Origin of the sequence: Flavobacterium ardleyense, from assembly GCF_042686085.1 — a bacterium.
Lineage (GTDB): Bacteria > Bacteroidota > Bacteroidia > Flavobacteriales > Flavobacteriaceae > Flavobacterium > Flavobacterium ardleyense.
The window spans coordinates 536,962-558,067 of record NZ_JBHUOL010000012.1 but is presented as its reverse complement, the minus strand read 5'-3'; the positions used below and the strand labels follow the sequence as shown (position 1 = coordinate 558,067).

The 21,106-nt window shown below is 33.0% G+C and carries 24 protein-coding genes and 1 riboswitch; of the genes, 8 read left to right on the top strand and 16 right to left on the bottom strand.

From position 1 onward, the window contains the following. Positions 1-235 precede the first annotated feature (235 nt). The 3 genes from ACFSX9_RS08240 (at position 236) to ACFSX9_RS08230 (ending at position 2,521) form a co-directional block, all read left to right on the top strand. Positions 236-676 (top strand): hypothetical protein, encoded by a 441-nt coding sequence (locus ACFSX9_RS08240; RefSeq protein ID WP_379806525.1) that lies wholly within the window; start codon positions 236-238, stop codon positions 674-676. Between the two features lie 2 nt (positions 677-678). Beyond that, complete coding sequence (locus tag ACFSX9_RS08235) at positions 679-1,029, top strand: hypothetical protein (RefSeq protein WP_379806523.1); 351 nt, start codon at positions 679-681, stop codon at positions 1,027-1,029. 81 nt (positions 1,030-1,110) lie between these two features. Then, positions 1,111-1,177: riboswitch (Fluoride riboswitch) on the top strand. Positions 1,178-1,207: 30 nt separating this feature from the next. Further along, positions 1,208-2,521: a voltage-gated chloride channel family protein gene (locus ACFSX9_RS08230; RefSeq protein WP_379806521.1), complete on the top strand. Its 1,314-nt coding sequence runs from the start codon at positions 1,208-1,210 to the stop codon at positions 2,519-2,521. 135 nt (positions 2,522-2,656) lie between these two features. Here ACFSX9_RS08230 and atpG read toward each other — a convergent pair whose 3' ends face one another. The 13 genes from atpG to ACFSX9_RS08165 all read right to left on the bottom strand — a co-directional run bounded on the left by atpG (position 2,657) and on the right by ACFSX9_RS08165 (position 14,488). Continuing rightward, positions 2,657-3,514, bottom strand: coding sequence for an ATP synthase F1 subunit gamma (atpG, locus tag ACFSX9_RS08225; RefSeq protein WP_379806519.1), 858 nt, complete (start codon positions 3,512-3,514; stop codon positions 2,657-2,659). Positions 3,515-3,604: 90 nt separating this feature from the next. Then, the gene (atpA, locus tag ACFSX9_RS08220; protein ID WP_379806517.1) at positions 3,605-5,182 is read right to left on the bottom strand and encodes a F0F1 ATP synthase subunit alpha; all 1,578 of its coding nucleotides are present in this window, start codon (positions 5,180-5,182) and stop codon (positions 3,605-3,607) included. A gap of 23 nt (positions 5,183-5,205) precedes the next feature. Beyond that, positions 5,206-5,739 (bottom strand): ATP synthase F1 subunit delta, encoded by a 534-nt coding sequence (gene atpH, locus ACFSX9_RS08215; protein WP_379806515.1) that lies wholly within the window; start codon positions 5,737-5,739, stop codon positions 5,206-5,208. A 4-nt stretch (positions 5,740-5,743) separates the two neighbouring features. After that, positions 5,744-6,244, bottom strand: a complete 501-nt coding sequence (locus ACFSX9_RS08210; RefSeq protein WP_379806513.1) for a F0F1 ATP synthase subunit B — start codon at positions 6,242-6,244, stop codon at positions 5,744-5,746. A gap of 85 nt (positions 6,245-6,329) precedes the next feature. Beyond that, complete coding sequence (locus ACFSX9_RS08205; RefSeq protein WP_379806511.1) at positions 6,330-6,524, bottom strand: ATP synthase F0 subunit C; 195 nt, start codon at positions 6,522-6,524, stop codon at positions 6,330-6,332. Between the two features lie 36 nt (positions 6,525-6,560). Continuing rightward, positions 6,561-7,751 carry a F0F1 ATP synthase subunit A gene (gene atpB, locus ACFSX9_RS08200; RefSeq protein ID WP_379807065.1) on the bottom strand — a complete coding sequence of 397 codons (1,191 nt, stop codon included), beginning with the start codon at positions 7,749-7,751 and terminating at the stop codon, positions 6,561-6,563. Positions 7,752-8,237: 486 nt separating this feature from the next. Then, entirely contained in the window at positions 8,238-8,426 is a 189-nt protein-coding gene (locus tag ACFSX9_RS08195) for an AtpZ/AtpI family protein (protein ID WP_379806509.1), read from the bottom strand. A 32-nt stretch (positions 8,427-8,458) separates the two neighbouring features. Next, positions 8,459-8,818: a bactofilin family protein gene (locus ACFSX9_RS08190; RefSeq protein WP_379806507.1), complete on the bottom strand. Its 360-nt coding sequence runs from the start codon at positions 8,816-8,818 to the stop codon at positions 8,459-8,461. 22 nt (positions 8,819-8,840) lie between these two features. Next, complete coding sequence (porW, locus tag ACFSX9_RS08185; RefSeq protein ID WP_379806505.1) at positions 8,841-11,492, bottom strand: type IX secretion system periplasmic lipoprotein PorW/SprE; 2,652 nt, start codon at positions 11,490-11,492, stop codon at positions 8,841-8,843. 105 nt (positions 11,493-11,597) lie between these two features. Further along, positions 11,598-12,263, bottom strand: a complete 666-nt coding sequence (locus tag ACFSX9_RS08180) for an aspartate kinase (RefSeq protein WP_379806503.1) — start codon at positions 12,261-12,263, stop codon at positions 11,598-11,600. Between the two features lie 70 nt (positions 12,264-12,333). After that, positions 12,334-12,693: a YraN family protein gene (locus tag ACFSX9_RS08175; RefSeq protein ID WP_379806501.1), complete on the bottom strand. Its 360-nt coding sequence runs from the start codon at positions 12,691-12,693 to the stop codon at positions 12,334-12,336. A gap of 197 nt (positions 12,694-12,890) precedes the next feature. After that, complete coding sequence (locus tag ACFSX9_RS08170; protein WP_379806499.1) at positions 12,891-13,790, bottom strand: S66 peptidase family protein; 900 nt, start codon at positions 13,788-13,790, stop codon at positions 12,891-12,893. A gap of 71 nt (positions 13,791-13,861) precedes the next feature. Next, positions 13,862-14,488: a hypothetical protein gene (locus ACFSX9_RS08165; RefSeq protein ID WP_379806497.1), complete on the bottom strand. Its 627-nt coding sequence runs from the start codon at positions 14,486-14,488 to the stop codon at positions 13,862-13,864. Positions 14,489-14,576: 88 nt separating this feature from the next. On the opposite strand from ACFSX9_RS08165, the gene metG reads away from it, so the two are divergent. Genes metG through ACFSX9_RS08140 form a run of 5 tightly spaced genes read left to right on the top strand, consistent with a single transcriptional unit; the run spans position 14,577 to position 19,703 of the window. Continuing rightward, positions 14,577-16,634: a methionine--tRNA ligase gene (metG, locus tag ACFSX9_RS08160; RefSeq protein ID WP_379807063.1), complete on the top strand. Its 2,058-nt coding sequence runs from the start codon at positions 14,577-14,579 to the stop codon at positions 16,632-16,634. 2 nt (positions 16,635-16,636) lie between these two features. Continuing rightward, positions 16,637-17,497, top strand: a complete 861-nt coding sequence (locus ACFSX9_RS08155; protein ID WP_379806495.1) for a DMT family transporter — start codon at positions 16,637-16,639, stop codon at positions 17,495-17,497. After that, positions 17,494-18,183, top strand: coding sequence for an HAD family hydrolase (locus ACFSX9_RS08150; protein WP_379806493.1), 690 nt, complete (start codon positions 17,494-17,496; stop codon positions 18,181-18,183). Before ACFSX9_RS08155 ends, ACFSX9_RS08150 begins: the two co-directional genes overlap by 4 nt. Further along, positions 18,180-18,803: a CatA-like O-acetyltransferase gene (locus tag ACFSX9_RS08145; RefSeq protein ID WP_379806491.1), complete on the top strand. Its 624-nt coding sequence runs from the start codon at positions 18,180-18,182 to the stop codon at positions 18,801-18,803. Before ACFSX9_RS08150 ends, ACFSX9_RS08145 begins: the two co-directional genes overlap by 4 nt. After that, positions 18,804-19,703, top strand: a complete 900-nt coding sequence (locus ACFSX9_RS08140) for a histone deacetylase family protein (RefSeq protein WP_379806489.1) — start codon at positions 18,804-18,806, stop codon at positions 19,701-19,703. Between the two features lie 47 nt (positions 19,704-19,750). Here ACFSX9_RS08140 and ACFSX9_RS08135 read toward each other — a convergent pair whose 3' ends face one another. From ACFSX9_RS08135 to ACFSX9_RS08125, 3 genes are all read right to left on the bottom strand, one after another. Beyond that, the gene (locus ACFSX9_RS08135) at positions 19,751-20,188 is read right to left on the bottom strand and encodes an HRDC domain-containing protein (RefSeq protein ID WP_379806487.1); all 438 of its coding nucleotides are present in this window, start codon (positions 20,186-20,188) and stop codon (positions 19,751-19,753) included. Positions 20,189-20,192: 4 nt separating this feature from the next. Then, entirely contained in the window at positions 20,193-20,519 is a 327-nt protein-coding gene (locus tag ACFSX9_RS08130) for a single-stranded DNA-binding protein (protein WP_379806485.1), read from the bottom strand. A 71-nt stretch (positions 20,520-20,590) separates the two neighbouring features. Continuing rightward, entirely contained in the window at positions 20,591-20,908 is a 318-nt protein-coding gene (locus ACFSX9_RS08125) for a single-stranded DNA-binding protein (protein WP_322551280.1), read from the bottom strand. Positions 20,909-21,106 lie beyond the last annotated feature (198 nt).

Below are 21,106 nucleotides of genomic sequence, written 5' to 3'. Positions count from 1 at the left end.
CCTTTCATAATGACTTCTAATCGAACCGATTGTGATAAAATAGAAAAAGTTTTAAATTAAAATAAAAAAGAATGGACTTATTTCTTAGATATCATTTGAATGTTCAAAGATTACAAAAATAAAATTTCAATTGACTAGGATTTTTTGGTTTCGCTTTCAGGCAATAAAACTTCAAAATAGACTAATTTTTTATTTATATTTGAAAAGAGTTTACCTAATAAAACTAAGAAAACAAATGTTTGATCCTAGAAATGCTTTTCACAAAATAAGCTACTTACAATATCCTGCAATGCTTGTAGGAGTATATTATTGCTTAAAACCATACTTTATAGGCTTTGAAGCAATTTGGGAATGTTACAATTACACACTACTATTTATGGGCTTAGGACTGAGCCTTTCAACTTTACAAGATACCACAAAAACTCAAAACGAATTTTCTAGAAAAATTTGGGAAAACCCAAAAAAGGGAAAAACAGCACTTATTGTAATAGCAATAATGGCAATTTTTATTATTTCGATTGGTTTTTACGGCATTTATATCTCAAAAAACGAGGCGCTTAAACAACTATCTTATGGAACAATAGTTTTTGGTATTGGAATTATTGGATTATTAAAAACAGCAATTGAAATGTTTGAAAATCATCGTTTGGATAAAAAAAACATTAATTTAGAGTAGTTTTGAAAATTAGGAAAACACTAATCGAAAATATGATATCAATAGACAAAGAGGCTATTTCTGACGCAAAAAAAACTGCATTAATTTCATTCTTAATTGGAACCGCAATATTCTTAGCTTTTGTATTTTTTAACTTTGAATTTATAGCTTATATTGGAATTATATTTGTTTTACTTGCGACTCTCGTTAACGGAATCAAACTTTTACTTCTAATCTATAGATTGATTAAGGCGAATAAAAATGATAGGATTGAAATTACAAAAACAATACTGTTAATTTTAGCAAATATTCCAATAGCACTTGTCTATCTAAAAATTGCAGGAAGTTTATTTAAAGATCGATTTGGTTTTTAATCGTTTAGTTTTTCTTCTACGCAAATATTTTCGCTCTTGTTTTAAAATTTGCGCAGAAAAAAAATAAAGTTTACTTTTACAGTCGAAATAGGAAATGGTGATCTTCCTAACCCAACCGCTTTTAAAAGCTGATGACGCCTGATTATGGTAATGTACAAAGCATTTGATCAGGATAATTATGACCAATCGTAAAGAAAAAAAATCAGCCAGTAAAAAATCTCTAATTTTGTTTAGATTATTTTTTAGAAAATTTCCAGCAATTCCGTATATTCTTAAATGGTTAGTGATTAGCTCACTGCTTGGTATTCTTATAGGTTCAGCTTCCGCTGGATTTTTAGTAACTCTAGATTGGGCAACCAATGTTAGAGAAAGTAATTTATGGCTTATTGCATTGCTTCCGGTTGGTGGTTTGTTGATAGGTTTAGGTTATCATTATTTAGGAAAAGATGTAGAAGCAGGAAATAATTTACTAATTGACACGATTCACAATCCAAAAGCAGTTATTCCGTTTAGAATGGCTCCTTTTGTTTACATTGGCACTATTGCAACACATCTTTTAGGAGGTTCAGCAGGTCGAGAAGGAACTGCAATACAAATGGCAGGTTCGATTGCGGATCAATTTAGCAAACCTTTTAAATTGACTGAAAGTGACCGTAAAATTTTGCTTATTGCGGCAATCGCAGCTGGTTTTGGTTCTGTTTTTGGGACACCATTAGCAGGAGCGGTCTTTGGTCTAGAAGTTTTCCTAATTGGAAGAATAAGATACAACGCGATTTTTCCAGCTTTTGCAGCTGCAATTCTTGCGGATCTAGTAACTAATATTTGGCAAGTTCAACATACACATTATAACATCGGCGTTACGCCTGAAATTGGAGCACTTCCTATTATATATAGCATAATTGCCGGAATTTTATTTGGTTTGTGTGCCGCGGTTTTTAGTAAAACAATACATTTTTCAACAAGAATGTTTAAATCTAAAATCAAATTCCCGCCGCTACGTCAGTTTGTCGGAGGAATTATTGTGGCATTAGCCGTTTTAGCTTCGGGAACAACAAAATACATTGGATTGGGAATTCCAACAATTTTACAATCTTTTGAAGAACAACTTCCTATTTACGATTTTGCAATTAAAATGGCCCTCACAATTCTAACACTTGCCGCCGGATTTAAAGGTGGTGAAGTTACACCGCTATTTTTTATTGGTGCCACTTTAGGAAGTGCCTTATCCTTTTTTATTCCACTTCCTACTGCACTTTTAGCAGGAATGGGATTTGTTGCCGTTTTTGCAGGTGCAACGAATACGCCTTTGGCTTGTATGTTAATGGCAATCGAACTCTTTGGTGTGGAATCCGGAGTTTATGTAGCGATTGCTTGCATTGTTTCCTACTTATTATCAGGACATAATAGTATTTACGGCACTCAAAAAATAGGCGAAGCTAAAAACAGAAGATACAGCAGTCATTTGGATAAAAACATGAACGAGCTTAATTAGTTTACTCCGAAATATTTCAACCTATTTTACTAGTTAAGGCAATTGTACTTTTAGAAATATAAATAATTTCCTAATTCTTATAAACGCAAAAAAGTCCCGACGAATCGGGACTTTCTATAAATATGTTTATTAAAACTAGTTATTTAAAGCTTCTGCTCCACCAACGATCTCAAGGATTTCATTAGTAATTGCAGCTTGACGTGCTTTATTGTACGTTAATTTTAATTGATCTCTTAATTCTGTAGCATTATCGGTTGCTTTATGCATTGCTGTCATACGTGCTCCGTGTTCTGCTGCAAATGAATCTCTAATAGATTTGTATAACTGTGTTTTCAATGATTTTGGAATCAAAGTCATCACAATTTCCTCTTTAGATGGTTCGAAAATATAATCTGAAGAAACTGCTTCGCCACCTATAATAGGAGCTAAAGGTAAAAACTGTTGGGTTCTTACAATTTGAGTTGCAGCATTTTTAAATTCATTATAGATAATTTCGATTTTATCGTAATCACCAGCCACAAATTTATCCATTAATTCTTGCGCAATTGCAGAAACGTTTTCAAATGTTAAGTGATCAAAAATACCAATTTGCGTTTCCGTTACATTAACAGTTTTGCGTAAAACATCGTTTCCTTTTTTACCAATAGCATAAACATCCACTTGTTTTCCACCGTATAATGCTGCAACAAGTTTTGTTTGTTTAATTACGTTTGTGTTGAATGCACCACACAAACCTCTATTTGAAGTAATTGCTACAAGAAGTACTTTATTTACTTCTCTTTGAGTTGTAAAAGCACCTCCAACTTCTCCTTCAAGAGTTGCACTTAAGTTTTGTAATAGTTCGGTAAGTTTTTCTGCATAAGGACGCATTGCAGTAATTGCATCTTGTGCCTTTTTTAACTTTGCAGCCGAAACCATTTTCATCGCTGATGTAATTTGCATCGTAGATGAAACTGAAGTAATTCTATTACGGATTTCCTTTAAGTTTGCCATTTGTTATAAATTGTATATTGTAAAAATTGTATAATGTATACTGTAATTTGCTTTTAGCTCGTTACAGTATACAACATACAATATACTTTATTAATTATATTTTGCTGAAATTTCTTTAGCTACTTTCTCTAATACATCAGTGATAGCGTCATCAAACTTACCGTTTTTCAATGCATCTAAAGTATCTTTATGTTTAGCGTTTAAGTATTCTAAGTAATCCTTTTCGAATTCTTTTACTTTAACAACTGGAACATTTCTCAATAAGTTCTTAGAACCTGCGTAAATAATAGCTACTTGGTCTTCAACTTTGAAAGGAGAGTTCAAACCTTGTTTCAAGATTTCAACGTTTCTTCTTCCTTTTTCAATTACGTTTAAAGTAACAGCATCTAAGTCAGAACCAAATTTAGCAAACGCTTCTAATTCACGGAACTGAGCTTGGTCTAATTTTAAAGTACCAGATACTTTCTTCATAGATTTAATCTGAGCATTACCTCCAACACGAGATACAGAAATACCTACGTTAATCGCAGGACGAACTCCAGAGTTGAATAAATCCCCATCTAAGAAAATTTGTCCGTCAGTAATCGAAATTACGTTTGTTGGAATGTACGCAGAAACGTCACCCGCTTGTGTTTCAATAATCGGTAAAGCCGTTAATGAACCACCACCTTTAACGATTCCTTTGATAGAATCAGGTAGATCATTCATATTTCTAGCAATCTCATCATTAGCAATTACTTTACAAGCTCTTTCTAATAAACGAGAGTGAAGGTAGAAAACGTCTCCAGGATAAGCCTCACGGCCCGGTGGTCTTCTTAATAATAAAGAAACTTCACGGTAAGCAACAGCTTGTTTAGATAAGTCATCATAAACAATTAATGCTGGACGACCAGAATCTCTAAAATATTCTCCGATCGCAGCACCTGCCATTGGAGCATATACTTGCATCGCAGCCGGATCAGAAGCGTTAGCAGCAACAATAATGGTATATGCCATTGCTCCTTTTTCTTCTAACATTTTTGCAATACTTGCTACAGTTGAAGCTTTTTGCCCAATTGCAACATATATACAGAATACAGGTTTTCCTGCTTCGTAAAATTCTTTTTGATTTAAAATCGTGTCAATACAAACAGTTGATTTACCTGTTTGACGGTCACCAATTACCAACTCACGTTGTCCTCTACCAACTGGGATCATAGCATCAACTGCTTTTACTCCTGTTTGTAATGGTTCAGTTACAGGTTGACGGAAGATAACTCCAGGAGCTTTTCTTTCTAATGGCATCTCGTATAAAGTTCCACCAATTGGTCCTTTGCCATCAATTGGATTCCCCAAAGTATCTACAACACGACCTACCATTTGTTCTCCTACTTTAAGAGAAGCAATACGTTGTGTTCTTTTTACTGTTGAACCTTCTTTGATTCCGGTTGATGGTCCTAAAAGTACCACACCCACGTTGTCTTCTTCCAAGTTCAAAACGATTGCCTCTAATCCGCCATCGAATTGTACTAACTCACCATATTGTGCGTTTGATAATCCGTAAACACGAGCAATTCCATCCCCAACTTGAAGTACTGTTCCAACTTCTTCCAACGTTGCACCAGATTCAAAACCTGATAATTGTTGTTTTAATATTGCTGATATTTCAGCAGGTTTAATTTCAGCCATTGTGATATATCTTTAATGGTATATTATTTACTAAACTCTCTCTTTAAATTTTGCAATCTGTTTTCCACAGAAGCATTGTATTGTTTGTCACCCATTCTTAAAATAAATCCTCCAATAATTGATGGATCTACTATATTCTGAAGTGTGATCTTTTTATCTGAAAACGTTGCAATTTTCGCCAAAACTTTAGCTTCTAAATCAGCTGTAATAGGAAACGCAGTAGTTACTTTAGCAACTTCGATTCCGTTAAGCTCATCATATAAAGCTGTAAATTGCAAAGCAATAGCATTTAATAACTCAAATCTTTGATTTACTAAAAGTAAATGAAAAAGTCCTTTTGTTTCATTTTGAACAGAAGCGAAGATTTCGTTTAATGATGAAAATTTAATTTCACCTTTTACTATTGGACTTATTAAAAAGTTTTTCAACTCAGCACTGTCTTTAATTGCATTTGCAATAGAAGTCATATCCGCATTAACTGCATCTGATGTATTATTCACTTTTGCAATATCCAAAATGGCTTTTGCATATCTAATTGCTGCTCTAGTTCCTGCCATGATATTAGTTTAATTTAGCGTCACCTAACATTTTCTCAACTAATTTAGTTTGAGCTTCTTTGTTCGATAATTCTTCTCTTAACAATTTCTCAGCAATCTGTAATGACAATGAAGAGACTTGATTTTTCAATTCTGCCATTGCTGCATTCTTTTCACTTTCGATAGCTGCTTTCGCATTCTCGATCATTTTATCACCTTGAGCTTGCGCTTCAGATTTAGCATCAGCAATCATAGCATCTTTGATCTCTCTTGCTTCTTTCATCATTAAATCTCTTTCAGCTCTCGCTTCAGCTAATAATTTTTCATTATCAGCTTTAAGATTTTGCATGTCTTTCTTAGCGTTTTCTGCTGCTAACAAAGCATTTGCAATCCCTTCTTCACGAGCTGCTAAAGCTGCTAAAATAGGTTTCCACGCAAATTTAGCTAATAATAGAATTGTTATTGCTAAAATAATGACTTGCCAGAAAAACAAACCATAACTAAAATCGTTAATTAACTTATCCATTTATATACTCTTTATAAAATTCTTGTAAATTGATTGTTTAATAAACAACACCTGCAGCCAACCGCTACAGGTATTGTTATTCTAATTACTTTCCTAAGATTAAAGCACCGAATGCTAAACCTTCTAATAACGCTCCAATGATAATCATTGCAGTTTGGATTTTTCCGGCAGCTTCTGGTTGTCTTGCAATAGCATCCATTGCAGAACCACCAATTTTACCTAAACCTAAACCAGCTCCGATTACGATTAAACCCGCTCCTACTAAATTTGGAATTGTCATGATAATTGATTTATATATAATTAAACAAAATTTATACTAAACTATAGCATTGTCAGTATGATCTAACCCATCGTGGTGGGCTTTGTGATCATCATGATGCTCTTGAACTGCCATTCCAATAAATAGAGATGACAACATCGTAAAAATGTACGCTTGTAAAAACGCAACTAAAATCTCAATAAACATAATGAAGATACTAAGTGCTAATGAAACAGCAGTTGCTCCTCCAGCAGTTAATTGCTCTTTCATTAAAAAAGCAATTGCAATTAATCCCATTACTACAGTATGACCTGCCGTAATGTTTGCAAAAAGACGAATCATTAATGAGAATGGCTTGGTAAACATTCCTAAAACCTCAATTGGCATTAAGATAATCTTCATTGGAACTGGCACACCTGGCATCCAGAAAATGTGACCCCAATAATCTTTATTTCCACTGAACTGAGTAATAAAGAAAGTAAACGCAGCAAGAGACAATGTAAAAGCAATGTTTCCAGTAACGTTAATTCCTAGAGGTGTTAATCCTAAAATATTTAACATGAAAATCAAGAAAAACACAGTTAATAAATAAGGCGCGAATTTTCTATATTTTTTATCTCCAATATTTGGTCTTGCAATTTCGTCACGAACGTAGATAACCATTGGTTCCAAAACTCTACTAAATCCCTTTGGTAAATTGTTGTGCCCGTTTTTATATGTTTTAGCCAATCCTAAGAATAAGAGAAACACTAAAACTGCTGTTAAGAATAAAGCAACTACATTTTTAGTAATCGAAAAATTCAAAGGCATCGGGTTTGTTGGATGATGTTCTTCGTTCAAATTTAAATCACCCGCAGCATTGGTATCATAAATTTTACCGTGAAATAATTTGTAGAATTTACCATCAACTTCTGCTGTTGCTTCTCCATGTTCAAATTTTGAAGCTGAAAAAACTTTTAATCCACCATCAATTAAAATAACTGGAAGTGGAAATCCATAATGCTTGTTTTCTGAAGCATCTGAAAAGAACGTGAAATAATAATCATCTTGAAGGTGATGGTTCATGTATTCATAAACAACATCTTCTTTTGATTTGACTCCTTCCCCATGAGCTTCATGAGCAGTAGTTTCTTCCATTTGTGTCACTACTTGTAATGTATCAGTAGTTTCAGTTGCTGAAAGAATCAGTGGACTTGTCAAAAACAATATCGCCGTTAAAATGGAAAGTGGTTTCCTTAAAATCATCATAACTAATATTCTTATGTTTCCTAAAAATTTTTGCAAAAGTACAATTTTTATTAATATTTCAAGGTGCTAAAATGCATATTTTTAAACAATTGTTGATTTTTTGTTCAATAATCACTTTTTATTCAATAATCTTATGACAAAATAGGTATCTAAGCATAAAAAAATGATAAAAGCTATGAAAAAATTAAACTTTATTTCCTTTTCAATAATTGCCTCATTAAATAAAAACTGGGTTGCAATTATATAACTAATTATCACTTTTGCAGAGGATAAGCCTAAAAATACATAGCCCAATTGTTCCTTAGCTTTTTTCTCAACTTGAAGAACAACTAATAGAATTATAACCGAAAGCGCCACTTGACTGGCATAAGACACAATAAAATTTGAAATATTAAAATCGGGAACTAAAAATTGACACGTAAAAAAATGCACTACCATCAACACTAAAACAACAATAAACGACTTGATATAAACAGACATAAACAATTATTTGTTTTTATTAATTTGATTCACTTGGCGTATCACTTGAATTATCGCCACAAAAACGCCTAACAGCGTTAACACTTTAAAATAAATTTCGGATGAATTGCTATATTTTTCATCCAACCAACTTCCTAAATACGAAAATGCAAAAATAATCAATCCCATTTGAAATGGGATATTAATTAGTGCCAACCAATTATTTGATGGCTTTTTTTCGGGATCCACTAGATTGTTGCAATTCGCATTTCACAACTGGCCTCGAACTTAGCGCCTGGCTCAACTGCTAATTTGCCAACAATAACCTCTCCGGTTATGTGTGCTTTTACCTTCACATTTAACATACCTTCTGCTTTTAATTTTCCGGCAAATCTCCCTTCAATATCTATGCTTTTACATACAACATCTCCTTGGACTTCACCTGTAGGACCAATCACAATTTTTCCATTTGAATTGATGTTTCCTATTAACTTTCCATCTAATCTAAAATCTGCTTTGGTATCTATATTTCCAGTAATTGAAGTTCCTTCAACAATTCGGTTTGTTTTTCCTAATAAATGATCTTGGTTTTTGACTTTATCAAACATTTCTTGAGGCTTTGGGGGGTTATTATAAATTCAACAAAATCCACTCTTCAAATTTTTTCTTCATTTGAATAATTTTATAATCTTCTGTTGAAACGATGTAGGCTTGGTCTTTAATTTTATAATTCTTATGCTCTTTTAATAAAGAAAGTACAGAACTTGCTCCTTCTTTCGAACTAAAACCATGAATTACAATAAAATTAGTATTCATATTATAAATATCGTCCGAAGATTTCAATAAAACCGCATTAGTATCTTTTAAATACTTTTCAATTTTATCTGTCAAATCCTTAACGTCATTTTCTAAAGGAAATTTCTTTGGGAAGATTATTTTCCATTCTGAAGCCTGATCTTTATTAAAATCTAACGCTTCGAGTTTTGGAATATCATTTTTCAATAAGTGCTCCGCTTCTTTACCTTCATCAATATTTGGATAAGATAAAGCCACGAAATTTAAAGCTTTCTTATAATCGTCTAATCCTTGTAATCTTGCTACTACTTTCGCTTTTAGCATCTCAAATTTCGCTACAGACTCTTCGCCCGCAAATCGATTAATAAGTTCATCAATTTCACTTGAAACTTCTCTTACCTGGTTGTTTTCGAATTTCTTAAAGGTAGCATAAAATACAGTTTCCGGATTGGTATCGTCTTCAATTGCTACTGAAGGATTTTTTACAATCTCGGCATATCTACTAGTTGGAAATTCGCTTAAAATTTGCTGTTTCATTATCTCGGCTTTAGCTGGAGAAATAATTTGGTAAATTTTATATAAATTATATTTTGCAGGAAGAATTAAGCGTTCTTCAGGACTATTTTTTAATAGTTGTTCTAAACGTGCAGCAGCTAATTCGTACTCTTTGAATTTTTCTTTATAAATAATTCCCAATTGATAATAAGCGAAGTTCCTGTCTTTAGCTAAACTATCTAAGATTTTTTCATCCGTAGGAATTTGCTTCATATAATAATTCACTTCATACAAAGGATTTGCAAGCATCTCATCTTTTTGATCAATTGCAACAACATCTTCCTCAATATCTTCGTCTTCCGAATCTATGCCATTATTGTCGTTTTTCATCGTGGACCATCTCCAATTGTCTTTTAAATCTCGCTTTCCCCATTTAACAATGAACTCTTTTTTACCGAATTCAACAGCAACCGGATTGTAAAAATAGAAATTAGCTCCTGCATCATTGCCGCCAATGTTACCTGGAGGCATATTCGAAACACCACGAGGTTTTACCGTTTCATCAATTTGCATTCTTTTTGTCAATGCAGTGTTTGGACTGTTTGAATCGCCAGCATCTAAATTTTGATTTGCAAGAATGTTGGCTTCCTTTTTAGCCAATTCTGTAGCAATTTTTGCTTTTCTTTCATCCTCTATTTTTAATTTAGCGATGTAGTTTTCGTAGTAAGTAGTGCGCTGGGAATCGTTCATTGCTGCAACTGACAAAATACTGTCATTTTGTGTGGCAATGGTTTCATATTTAATTACATCAACTAAATTTACTCGCTTTTTTTGTATCCTTCTATATTCTCTGGTTCTGTCATCTAAACGAATCAAAGTACTATCGTAATATTTTCCAGCAGTTACATACTTAGCTTCTCTAAAATTAATTTCACCGATATTTCTGTAGTTTGAAGCTACTAAATAATTGTCTCTGGAAGCCGCTTTTATTGATTTATTGTAATACTGTTTAGCCGTTATATTTTTATCTTGTTTGTCGTAGAAAAGTGCCATCTGATGATTCAAGATATCTAAATATGGACGATTTTCACGATCATCTAATAGTTTTTGAAACTTCTTCACAAATACAACTGTATCACCTTTTATATAGTCAAACTGTTGCGCTTGCTTAGCGTGCGCTTGCATTACATAACGACGTGGCGATTTCCTATTCATTTGAATTACCTCTTCAAAAACAGCAAAGGCACTATCTTGATGATTCATGCTTTCATACAATTGACCAAGAATAAAAGTATAACGCGCTTTTTCTTCATTGTTTTTAGTAGTTGATTTAGCAATTTTAAGTGTTTCAACAGCACTATCTTGCGCCTGAATATTCATATAAGCTTGCGATAACATAGCGTTTGCATCAGCTAAATCTTGACCTGAAACATTCTTATTTTCTAGTAATTTTTTTAGATTTTTAATTGCAACCTCGTCATTATCTAAACGAATATTTACTTTTTCACGCCACACTTTTGCGTGATATATTTTATCGCTTAAAGGATGTTTGTATAAAATATAATTTAAAGCTTCGAGCGAAGGAATAAAACGATTATCATAATATCTGGCTTTCGCCAATAAAAGATAAGCTTCATCCATTTGCGGATTTTTCTCAGTACCGCCAATATTCATGGAATGTTTTTGGATCGCCTTAACCGCTTTTTCTTCGGCACGTTCAAAATCAGCATTTTTTGTTTGACCAGGTAATACCGCTTCTTCATTGTCAGGCATTCTTTCAATAGGAAGAATTTCCCAAAAATCATCTTGATAAGTTGCTTTTAGATCGACTAACCCTTTATCTAATGCAATATTTCCATTGTATAAAACATTATACTCTGTGGTTACGGCATGAAAATTACGATTGATGAATTTGTCTTTTTTAACAGAACAAGCTATTAAAAAAACAAAAAAACCAACCGATAGCGTATATTTTAATATGTTGTTTTTCAATGTAAAACGTTTTTGTTCTTAACTACTAAAAATCGTTTTTAGTATATATAGAGTGGTAAAAATACGTTTCTTTTTTTGATGTGAAAATAAATAAATCGTTTTTTGTTAATCGAATACGTTTTTAAGTTCTTTTATCACTTTAAAAGCCACATCTATTTGTTCATCACTTACAATAATAGTAAACTCATTTGTGGTAGAAATGACTTCATGAATAATCACACCTTCCCAAGCTAATCTTTGAAAAATATAGTAGTAAACACCAGGAGTAGAAATATTTTCTTGTGGAAGTTTTACTGTAATTGACGATAAATTTTCAATTTTATGGGTCAGCTTTTCGTTTTTAAACAAACTTTCTATTATCGGATCAATTGAAGTGCTCGTCACAATATTAGTTTCATTTACACCTCTTGACGAAGTATAAAAAATATCTTGTAATTTATTGATCTCCGCAATTAACTTGGCTTGATTCTCTAATAATGTATTTGAACTTACATAAGTGTAATCACTTAAGGAAGAACGCACTGTGATTTCTCCAATGTTTTTCAACACTTTAGAAATCTTGTAATTGATTTTAAAATCCAGTTCCTCAGACAATCTTTTTAATGCCATTACTACCGCGCCTTGCTTCACATCCTTACCCAGATGTGCTTCTAGTTCGGGCATCATTATTCGCGCTAGCGAAGTTAAATTGATGATTCCTTGTGAAAGTGAACTCAATAAAAATGGTTTTGACTTAATATAGTGCTCTACAACAGAAGATATCGTTTTCATTAATTGGTTGTTTTGGTGCTTGTTGCGTGCAAAGATATAATTTTTTAAACAATTTGTTATAATTATAACATTAAAAATGATAAAATGCGTCTTCTATATGATCTGTAACAAATTCTTTGCCCTCTTTATGAATTGCGATAATGTCAAATCTCACTTCAAGATCTAAATCTTTCTGGATAACATATTCATTAATTGCTTTTAATAACAGCTGAATTTTCTTCGGCTTTACGAATTCCTGTGGTAAACCGAATTCTAAACTTGAACGGGTTTTAACTTCAACAACGGCTAAGGTTGTTCCTTTTTGAGCAATAATATCAATTTCGGACTTGTCAAAAAACCAATTCACTTCTAAGATTTCATAACCGTTTTCTTCTAAAAAAGCAACAGCTAATTCTTCCCCAAATTTCCCTAAATCATTGTGTTCAGCCATTTTTCAGTTTTCAGTTTTCAGTTTTCAGTTTTCAGTTTTCAGTTTTCAGTTTTCAGTTTTCAGTTTTCAGTTTTCAGTTTTCAGTTTTCAGTTTTCAGTTTTCAGTTTTCAGTTTTCAGTTTTCAGTAATTGGTTTGTTTTAATAGAAAGTGTTACATTAAAATTTCTCAAATTATTTAAATCTGTGTTGTAAAAAGCTATTCTTTAAATCTTAAAACTATTTCGTTTTCATTTACCTCAAAATCTACTTTTTTTCCCAAAACTAACGTTCGGTTATCTGCTTGATGTCCCGCTGGAAATTCAAATGCAATTGGAATATTATGTTCTTTCGAGATTTCGGTGATAATTTGCACTTCATTTTGTCCGAATGGAATTTCATTATCGTGCATGTCTGACATACTTCCGACAATAATTCCTTTTACTTTTTCGAAATAACCGTTGCGTTTTAAATTGAACATCATTCGGTCAATATGATATAAATATTCATCTAAATCTTCAATAAATAGAATTTTATCTTTGGTATTTAAAGACGATTTCGAACCTAATAAACTATATAAAATCGAGATATTTCCACCTACTAATTCGCCGGAAGCTTTTCCTTTTTTATCATACGATTTAGAAGGAATTACATAAGATAATTCTTCGCCAAATAATGCTTTTCGTAATGTTTCTTTTACCTCTTCTGAAGCTTTTGGAACCGTAAAAGGCATAATCGAATGCAAACTTGCAATTCTTTCGACATTCAATTGACTATGTAAAACCGTTACATCAGAAAAACCCATAATCCACTTCGGATGCTTCTTAAATTTAGCAAAGTCTAATGAGTCAATTATTCGCACTGTTCCATAACCGCCTCGAGCTACCCAAATTCCTTTTACATTTTCATCGTCGATCATTGTTTGAAAATCAGCAATTCTTTCGGCATCTGTTCCGCCCAATTGACAACTATCTAAACCAATAGTTCTTCCTAATTTAGCTTTCAAACCCCAACTTTCTAATAATTCTATAGCAGGTTTTGCATCTTCAGGCATAAATTTTCGAGCAGTACAAACAATAGCGACCGTATCGCCTTTTTTTAAATAAGGTGGAATTTTCATTTTCTTTTGGGAATAATTATAAAACTAAATTAATAATAAAAACGCTAATACTGTTTTTTGCATCATAAAAATTAATATTTCTTGTGCCAACCAAAACCATACGTAATTCCTAAACCTACATAGCTATTTTTAGATAAAGTGCCTGTCAACTTTAAACCCACACTTCTTGCAAAACTAACTTTCCTTTTACCAATAGGAATTAATCCATAGTAGGCTTTAAATATTTTCTTTTCAGCTTTGAAATATTTGAAATTGAATTCAAAAGGGACACCAAAATAATTTTCACTAAAGCTTTCATAATACATTCCAACTTTCTCATAGTGATTGCCTGCAACAGCAGAAGCACCCACAGAAACACTGTATGAAATATTATTATTTATCCATCTTTTACCATAAAGCAATGCAACCTCCCCTTGAATCACTCGCTCATCTGAATAATCAGAATTAAGGTCCATTACAGTTGGCAAATCTAAAGATGGACCTATTATCCCCTGCAGTCTCGCCGTAAGTAAATTATTATGTTTAAATTGGTAATTTAAATTGTATCCCAGCAGCCAAGAAACTTTATTAGTTACTGCTCCACCTGCATAAAATTCAGTAAAAATCACTGGATTACTTTTAACTTTACTAACTATTGAATCTTGGCCAAAAGAAGATAAATACAGAAGCAACATAACAATAGTAATGTTCTTTTTCATGTTTTTATTTCAAAAATAAACAAAAAAGAAACATTTGTTCGCTAATTCGTGGTTAATGGATTATTTTTGCCCTAAATTTTATGATGATATGTTAGAAAATCCGAAAAGATATACGATTACTGCCGCTTTGCCTTATACAAATGGTCCAATTCATATTGGTCATTTAGCTGGTGTTTATGTGCCTTCTGATATTTATGCACGCTATTTGCGTTTGCAAGGAAAAGATGTTGCTTTCATGTGCGGAAGCGACGAACACGGTGTTGCGATTTCTATGAAAGCCAAAAAAGAAGGGATTTCACCGCAAGAAGTAATTGATAAATATGACGGAATCATCAGAAAATCGTTTTTAGATTTCGGAATTTCTTTTGATAACTACTCAAGAACTTCGGCTAAAATTCATCACGATACAGCACAAGAATTCTTTAAAAAATTATATGATCAAGGTGATTTCATTGAAGAAGTTACTGAGCAATTATACGATGCAAAAGCAGATCAGTTTTTAGCAGACCGTTTTGTAACTGGAACTTGTCCAAAATGTGACAATCCGGAAGCTTACGGCGATCAATGCGAAAAATGTGGTTCGACTTTAAATGCTACCGATTTAATTAATCCGAAATCAACAATTACAGGCGAAATTCCTATTATGAAAGCGACCAAACATTGGTTTTTACCTTTGAATAGATATGAAGATTTCTTGAAAGAATGGATTTTAGTCGGGCATAAGAATGATTGGAAACCAAATGTTTACGGTCAAGTAAAATCGTGGATTGATGGCGGTTTAGAACCAAGAGCCGTTACGCGTGATTTAGATTGGGGAATTGACGTTCCTGTTGAAGGTGCAGAAGGTAAAAAATTATACGTTTGGTTCGATGCTCCAATTGGCTACATTTCGGCAACCAAAGAATGGGCTTTACGCGAAGGAAAAGATTGGGAACCGTATTGGAAAGACAAAGACACCAAGTTAGTTCATTTCATCGGGAAGGATAATATTGTTTTCCATTGCATCATTTTTCCAGCGATGTTAAAAGCAGAAGGAAGTTATATTTTACCAGATAATGTTCCGGCAAACGAATTTTTAAATTTGGAAGGCAATAAATTATCAACGTCTAAAAACTGGGCAGTTTGGTTACACGAATATTTACAAGATTTCCCCGAAAAACAAGATTCATTGCGTTATGCTTTAACCTCAAATGCTCCTGAAACAAAAGACAACGACTTTACTTGGAAAGATTTTCAGGCAAGAAACAATAATGAATTAGCGGCGATTTATGGAAATTTCATCAATCGTGTGGTGGTTTTAACGCATAAATATTACGAAGGAATTGTTCCTGCTCCGAATGAATTTTCGGAAGTAGATTTACAAACTTTAGCCGAATTAAAAGCGTATCCAGCAGTGATTTCTTCTTCAATTGAACGTTACCGTTTTAGAGAAGCTTTAGGCGAATTAATGAATGTTGCTCGATTAGGAAATAAATATTTAGCCGATGAAGAGCCTTGGAAAATGATAAAAACAGATCCGGAACGCGTGAAAACACAAATGTATGTGGCTTTACAAATTGCTTCGGCTTTAGCTATTTTATCAGAACCTTTTTTACCCTTTACTTCTAAAAAATTGACTCAGACTTTAAACATCGAAGTAAATAATTGGAATGTAGATTTCAGTAATTGGAACTTGACAAAAGCGGGACATCAAATCGGACAAGGAGCAATCTTATTTGCTCAAATCGAAGATGAAGAAATTCAAAAACAATTAGATAAATTAGAAGCAACAAAAACCGCAAATAAAGTGGAAAACGCAACAGCCGAACCTCAAAAAGAAGTGGCAACATTTGATGATTTCTCAAAATTAGATATTCGTGTAGGAACAATTCTAGAAGCTGAAAAAATGCCAAAAGCCAACAAATTATTGGTTTTAAAAGTGGATACTGGAATTGATGTTAGAACAATAGTTTCAGGAATTGCTGAACATTTTTCACCTGAAGAAGTAATTGGAAAACGCGTTACTGTTTTGGTAAACTTAGCACCAAGAGCTTTACGCGGTGTAGAAAGTGCCGGAATGATTTTAATGACAAATAACGCAGAAGGAAAATTAGTTTTCGTAAATCCAGATGCGGAAGGTGTGATTAATGGAGCGATGATTAGCTAATAATGAACAACAAACCGAGAATTGCTTTATTTATAGGAATCCTTTGTATTTCTATTTTTCCGATATTAGTTCGTTTGCAATTAACATCGGGATTGATTTCTGCATTTTACAGAATGGCAATCGCACTTGGTTTACTTTTACCTTATATAATTGTCACAAAAAAATTCAAGCTTCCCAATTCAAAGTTGTTGATTACAGCAATTATCTGTGGGATTTTATTCGCTTCTGATGTCGCCGTTTGGAATATTGCCATTCAGAAATCAAGTGCAACTCAAGCGACACTTTTAACGAATTTAGCTCCTGTTTGGGTCGGAATATTATCTTATTTCTTCTTCAAAAACAAACCAGCTGTTAACTTCTGGATTGGAACCTTAGTGGCAATTTTAGGAATGATCACTTTAGTAGGTTTCAGCTTTTTCTTAAAGTTGAATTTCGATATGGCGTTTTCATTAGCGATATTATCCGGAATCTTATATGCGATTTATATTTTAGTTAGTAAAAATGTTTTGTCCAAAGTTGATATGTATTCTTTTATGACAATAACATTAGTTAGTTCGACCTTGTTTTTAGCGATTGTCAATTATTTTGCAGGCGAAGCATTTTACGGCTTTTCGAATGATGCTTGGTTGGTTCTTTTCATTCAAGGAGCAATTTGTCAATTGATGGCTTGGTTATTAATTAGCTATGCAACCCAAAATATGCGAGCGACTAGAGTTTCTTTAAGTTTATTGAGTCAAGGTGTGATTGCTACGTTTTTAGCTTGGTTATTCATTGATGAACAAGTAACTTTACAAATGATAATAGGTGGAATTATTCTGCTTTTTGGAATAAGTATCACTTTTATAGAAAATAAAAAAGTATGAAAAACATAAAAACAATCGCTTTTGATGCAGACGATACGCTTTGGCACAATGAACCGTATTTTGATGAAGCACAAGAACGTTTTTGTCAATTATTTCAAGATTTTGCTTCAAGTCAAGAGATTTTAGGAGCTATTTTAAACCACCAAGTGAAGAATTTACCACTTTATGGTTTCGGAATTAAAGCGTTTACCTTGTCGATGATTGAAACAGCTTTGCAATTAACCAATCATAATATTTCGGGAAAAGGAATTGAGCAAATTATGGGAATTGGAAAGGATTTATTGCTGAAACCAGTTGAATTATTGCCAAATGTGGAACAAGTTTTAGAATCTTTAAAAGGTGAATATAAATTAATCGTTGCCACAAAAGGCGATTTAAAAGACCAACATCGTAAATTACACGATTCAGGAATTGGTGCATATTTCCATCATATTGAAGTATTGAGCGATAAAACCGAATTGGATTACGAAAAAATGTTAGGCCGTTTAGATATTCAGGCTAAAGAATTTTTGATGATTGGAAATTCTTTAAAATCTGATGTTTTACCTATTTTAAATTTAGATGGTTATGCGATTCATATTCCGTATCGTACGACTTGGGAATATGAGAAAATTGATTTCGAAATCGAACACGAAAACTTCAAATCGTTTGCGAATATTGAAGAAATTTTACCTTTGTTGAAATGAAACAATTGATTGACTTAAAAACGTGGAACCGAGCAACGCATTTTGAATTCTTTTCAAAGTTTGAAGAACCGTTTTTTGGTATTACCACACCGGTTGATTGCACGATTGCTTATCAAAAATCGAAAGCACTTCAAGTTCCATTTTTTGTCTATTATTTACATAAAACACTAGTTGCCGTAAATAAAATTGAAAATTTTCGTTTGCGAATTGAAGGCGAAAATGTTGTCCTTTATGATGAAATCGATGCTTCTGCGACTATTATGCGAGAAGACAAAACGTTTGGTTTCTCCTTTATGAAATTTCACGAAGAGCTGAACAAATTCAATGCATTGGCACAAATCGAAATTCAAAGAATACAAAATACACCCGGAATTTTCACTCGTGAATATCCCGAAAATATCATTCATTTTTCAGCAGTTCCTTGGATTAATTTCACAGGATTAACGCATTCTCGCAGTTATTCTGCTCCTGATAGTTGTCCAAAGATTTCTTTCGGTAAATTAATGGATGATAACGGTAAGAAAACAATGGCATTATCGGTAACAGCACATCACGGTTTGCTAGACGGTTATCATATGGGATTATTTGTGGAAGAATTAAAAAACTTATTGAATTCCTAAATGATTCCAATCGCGTTTCATCCAATTTTTAAACATCCTTTGCCGGAAGGACATCGTTTTCCAATGTTGAAATACGAATTGCTTCCGCAACAATTACTTCACGAAGGAACGGCAATTTCAACCGATTTTTTTGAACCTGAGCTTTGTGATTTAGAATACGTTTTTGCAGTTCATACGAAAGAATATGTAAACGATTTAATCCGTTTAAAATTAGATGCGAAAGCTGTTCGCAAGATTGGATTTCCACTTTCGGCAGAATTGGTAGAACGCGAATTACGAATCGCTCAAGGAACAATCACCGGAGCCCAAAAAGCATTCGAAACCAAAGTAGCGTTCAATATTGCTGGCGGAACACATCACGCTTTTTCTGATCGTGGCGAAGCTTTTTGTATGTTAAACGATCAAGCAATTGCTTCCCAATATCTGCTGGATAAAAAATTAGCAAAAAAGATTCTAATCATCGATTTAGATGTACATCAAGGAAACGGAACCGCTGAAATCTTTCAAAATAATGCTAAAGTTTTTACTTTTTCAACCCACGGGAAATCGAATTATCCGTTTAAAAAAGAAATTTCAGATTTAGATATTGCTTTCGACGATAATACTACGGATGATGAATTTCTGTCGACCATCCAAAAAGTCATTCCAAAATTAATTGAAGAACAAAAACCCGATTTCATTTTCTACTTAGCCGGAGTTGATATTCTAGCAACTGATAAATTAGGAAAACTAGGTTGTACATTAAACGGTTGTAAAAAACGAGATGCAATTGTATTTGAAAATTGCTACAAGTATCAAATCCCTGTTCAAGTTAGTATGGGCGGAGGATATTCGCCCGAAATCAAAACCATTATTGAAGCACACAGTAATACTTATAGAGTTGCAAAATCAATATTCTAATAAAAAAAGCGACCTTTTACAGTCGCTTCTCTCATTGCTTACAGTTTTTAAACTGCATTTAAAATCGCTAAAATATCTTCTCCGTATTTTTCCGCTCTTTGTTTTCCAAAACCTTTAATCTGTTGTAATTCGTCGAGATTGCTTGGCTTGTATAATGCTAAATCGATTAAATGGGAATTGTGACAAATTATAAATTTTTTAAACTTCAATTCTTTTGATTTATCGGTTCGCCATTGGTTCAAATAACCATAAACTTGTTTGTCTTTTGACGTTAAATCTTCAAAGGTGTTCTGTACAATTTGAATTGGATTTTCAATTTCCAACACATCAAAATGTACTAAAACCGACCAATGAGGTTCGTCAGATTCCACAAATTGTGAACTCGATTTCTTAAAAGTTACTGTCGTTAAAAATTCATTCAACTTTTGCTGATCTTGTTCCAAATAAACAGAATCAATACGGATAGAAAATACTTTAACTTGCATACTGTTATAATTTACCTAATAATAAAACTTCGTCTGCAATCACTTCCGTAACATAGCGTTTTATGCCGTCTTTATCGTCATAACTTCTGTGTGATAATTTTCCTCCAATGGCAATTTCTTTTCCTTTGGTTACAAATCGTTCGATAATATCGGCAGTTTTTCCCCAAGCGGTTACTCGGTGCCATTGCGTTTGTTCTACTTTATCACCGTTTTCACGATAATACACTTCGTTTGTAGCAATTGAAAGATTTGCTAATTTTTTTCCTCCTTCAAGGTTTTTGATTTCTGGTTCTTGACCAACGTGTCCGATTAATTGTACTGAATTTTTCATTAGGCTTGTATATTTATTATTTTGGCGTGTAAATTTTAATGTCTTTTTGAATTTTAATCTTGCTTTTCCTTCTAGTTTAATAATACCAATTCATTGGCAACAACCTCTGTGATGTAACGTTTGTTTCCGTCTTTATCGTCATAACTTCTGTGGGTTAGTTTCCCTTCGATGGCAACGTGACTTCCTTTTTTTAATAACTGTTCGATGATGTCGACTGTTTTTCCCCAAGCAGAAACGCGGTGCCATTCTGTTTGTTCTACTTTTTCGCCTTTAGCATTAGTGTAACTGTCATTTGTAGCGATTGTGAAGTTGGCAACTCTACCATTTTCTAATTGTTTAATTTCTGGATCTTGTCCAACGTGTCCGATTAATTGTACTCTGTTTTTCATAAGGCTTGTAATTATTTAAATGGTTTATAATTAATTTGTTGTTTTAAAATTGTAATTGATATTGTAATTGATATTGTAATTGATATTGTAATTGATTTTTGCAATTGAATTTGTAATTGCGTCGTTTGATTTCGACATTGCAAAGATTAGACAGCTTTCAAAATTTATTCGGTATTTATCTGCTTACTTTCGGTTGTA

Excerpts from the sequence above, each read along its gene's own strand:
- ACFSX9_RS08240 (WP_379806525.1), top strand. The coding sequence starts at position 236 with ATGTTTGATCCTAGAAATGCTTTTCACAAAATAAGCTACTTACAATAT.
- ACFSX9_RS08230 (WP_379806521.1), top strand. The coding sequence starts at position 1,208 with ATGACCAATCGTAAAGAAAAAAAATCAGCCAGTAAAAAATCTCTAATT.
- atpG (WP_379806519.1), bottom strand. The coding sequence starts at position 3,514 with ATGGCAAACTTAAAGGAAATCCGTAATAGAATTACTTCAGTTTCATCT.
- atpA (WP_379806517.1), bottom strand. The coding sequence starts at position 5,182 with ATGGCTGAAATTAAACCTGCTGAAATATCAGCAATATTAAAACAACAA.
- atpH (WP_379806515.1), bottom strand. The coding sequence starts at position 5,739 with ATGGCAGGAACTAGAGCAGCAATTAGATATGCAAAAGCCATTTTGGAT.
- ACFSX9_RS08210 (WP_379806513.1), bottom strand. The coding sequence starts at position 6,244 with ATGGATAAGTTAATTAACGATTTTAGTTATGGTTTGTTTTTCTGGCAA.
- ACFSX9_RS08205 (WP_379806511.1), bottom strand. The coding sequence starts at position 6,524 with ATGACAATTCCAAATTTAGTAGGAGCGGGTTTAATCGTAATCGGAGCT.
- atpB (WP_379807065.1), bottom strand. The coding sequence starts at position 7,751 with ATGATGATTTTAAGGAAACCACTTTCCATTTTAACGGCGATATTGTTT.
- ACFSX9_RS08190 (WP_379806507.1), bottom strand. The coding sequence starts at position 8,818 with ATGTTTGATAAAGTCAAAAACCAAGATCATTTATTAGGAAAAACAAAC.
- ACFSX9_RS08180 (WP_379806503.1), bottom strand. The coding sequence starts at position 12,263 with ATGAAAACGATATCTTCTGTTGTAGAGCACTATATTAAGTCAAAACCA.
- ACFSX9_RS08175 (WP_379806501.1), bottom strand. The coding sequence starts at position 12,693 with ATGGCTGAACACAATGATTTAGGGAAATTTGGGGAAGAATTAGCTGTT.
- ACFSX9_RS08170 (WP_379806499.1), bottom strand. The coding sequence starts at position 13,790 with ATGAAAATTCCACCTTATTTAAAAAAAGGCGATACGGTCGCTATTGTT.
- ACFSX9_RS08165 (WP_379806497.1), bottom strand. The coding sequence starts at position 14,488 with ATGAAAAAGAACATTACTATTGTTATGTTGCTTCTGTATTTATCTTCT.
- metG (WP_379807063.1), top strand. The coding sequence starts at position 14,577 with ATGTTAGAAAATCCGAAAAGATATACGATTACTGCCGCTTTGCCTTAT.
- ACFSX9_RS08155 (WP_379806495.1), top strand. The coding sequence starts at position 16,637 with ATGAACAACAAACCGAGAATTGCTTTATTTATAGGAATCCTTTGTATT.
- ACFSX9_RS08150 (WP_379806493.1), top strand. The coding sequence starts at position 17,494 with ATGAAAAACATAAAAACAATCGCTTTTGATGCAGACGATACGCTTTGG.
- ACFSX9_RS08145 (WP_379806491.1), top strand. The coding sequence starts at position 18,180 with ATGAAACAATTGATTGACTTAAAAACGTGGAACCGAGCAACGCATTTT.
- ACFSX9_RS08140 (WP_379806489.1), top strand. The coding sequence starts at position 18,804 with ATGATTCCAATCGCGTTTCATCCAATTTTTAAACATCCTTTGCCGGAA.
- ACFSX9_RS08135 (WP_379806487.1), bottom strand. The coding sequence starts at position 20,188 with ATGCAAGTTAAAGTATTTTCTATCCGTATTGATTCTGTTTATTTGGAA.
- ACFSX9_RS08130 (WP_379806485.1), bottom strand. The coding sequence starts at position 20,519 with ATGAAAAATTCAGTACAATTAATCGGACACGTTGGTCAAGAACCAGAA.
- ACFSX9_RS08125 (WP_322551280.1), bottom strand. The coding sequence starts at position 20,908 with ATGAAAAACAGAGTACAATTAATCGGACACGTTGGACAAGATCCAGAA.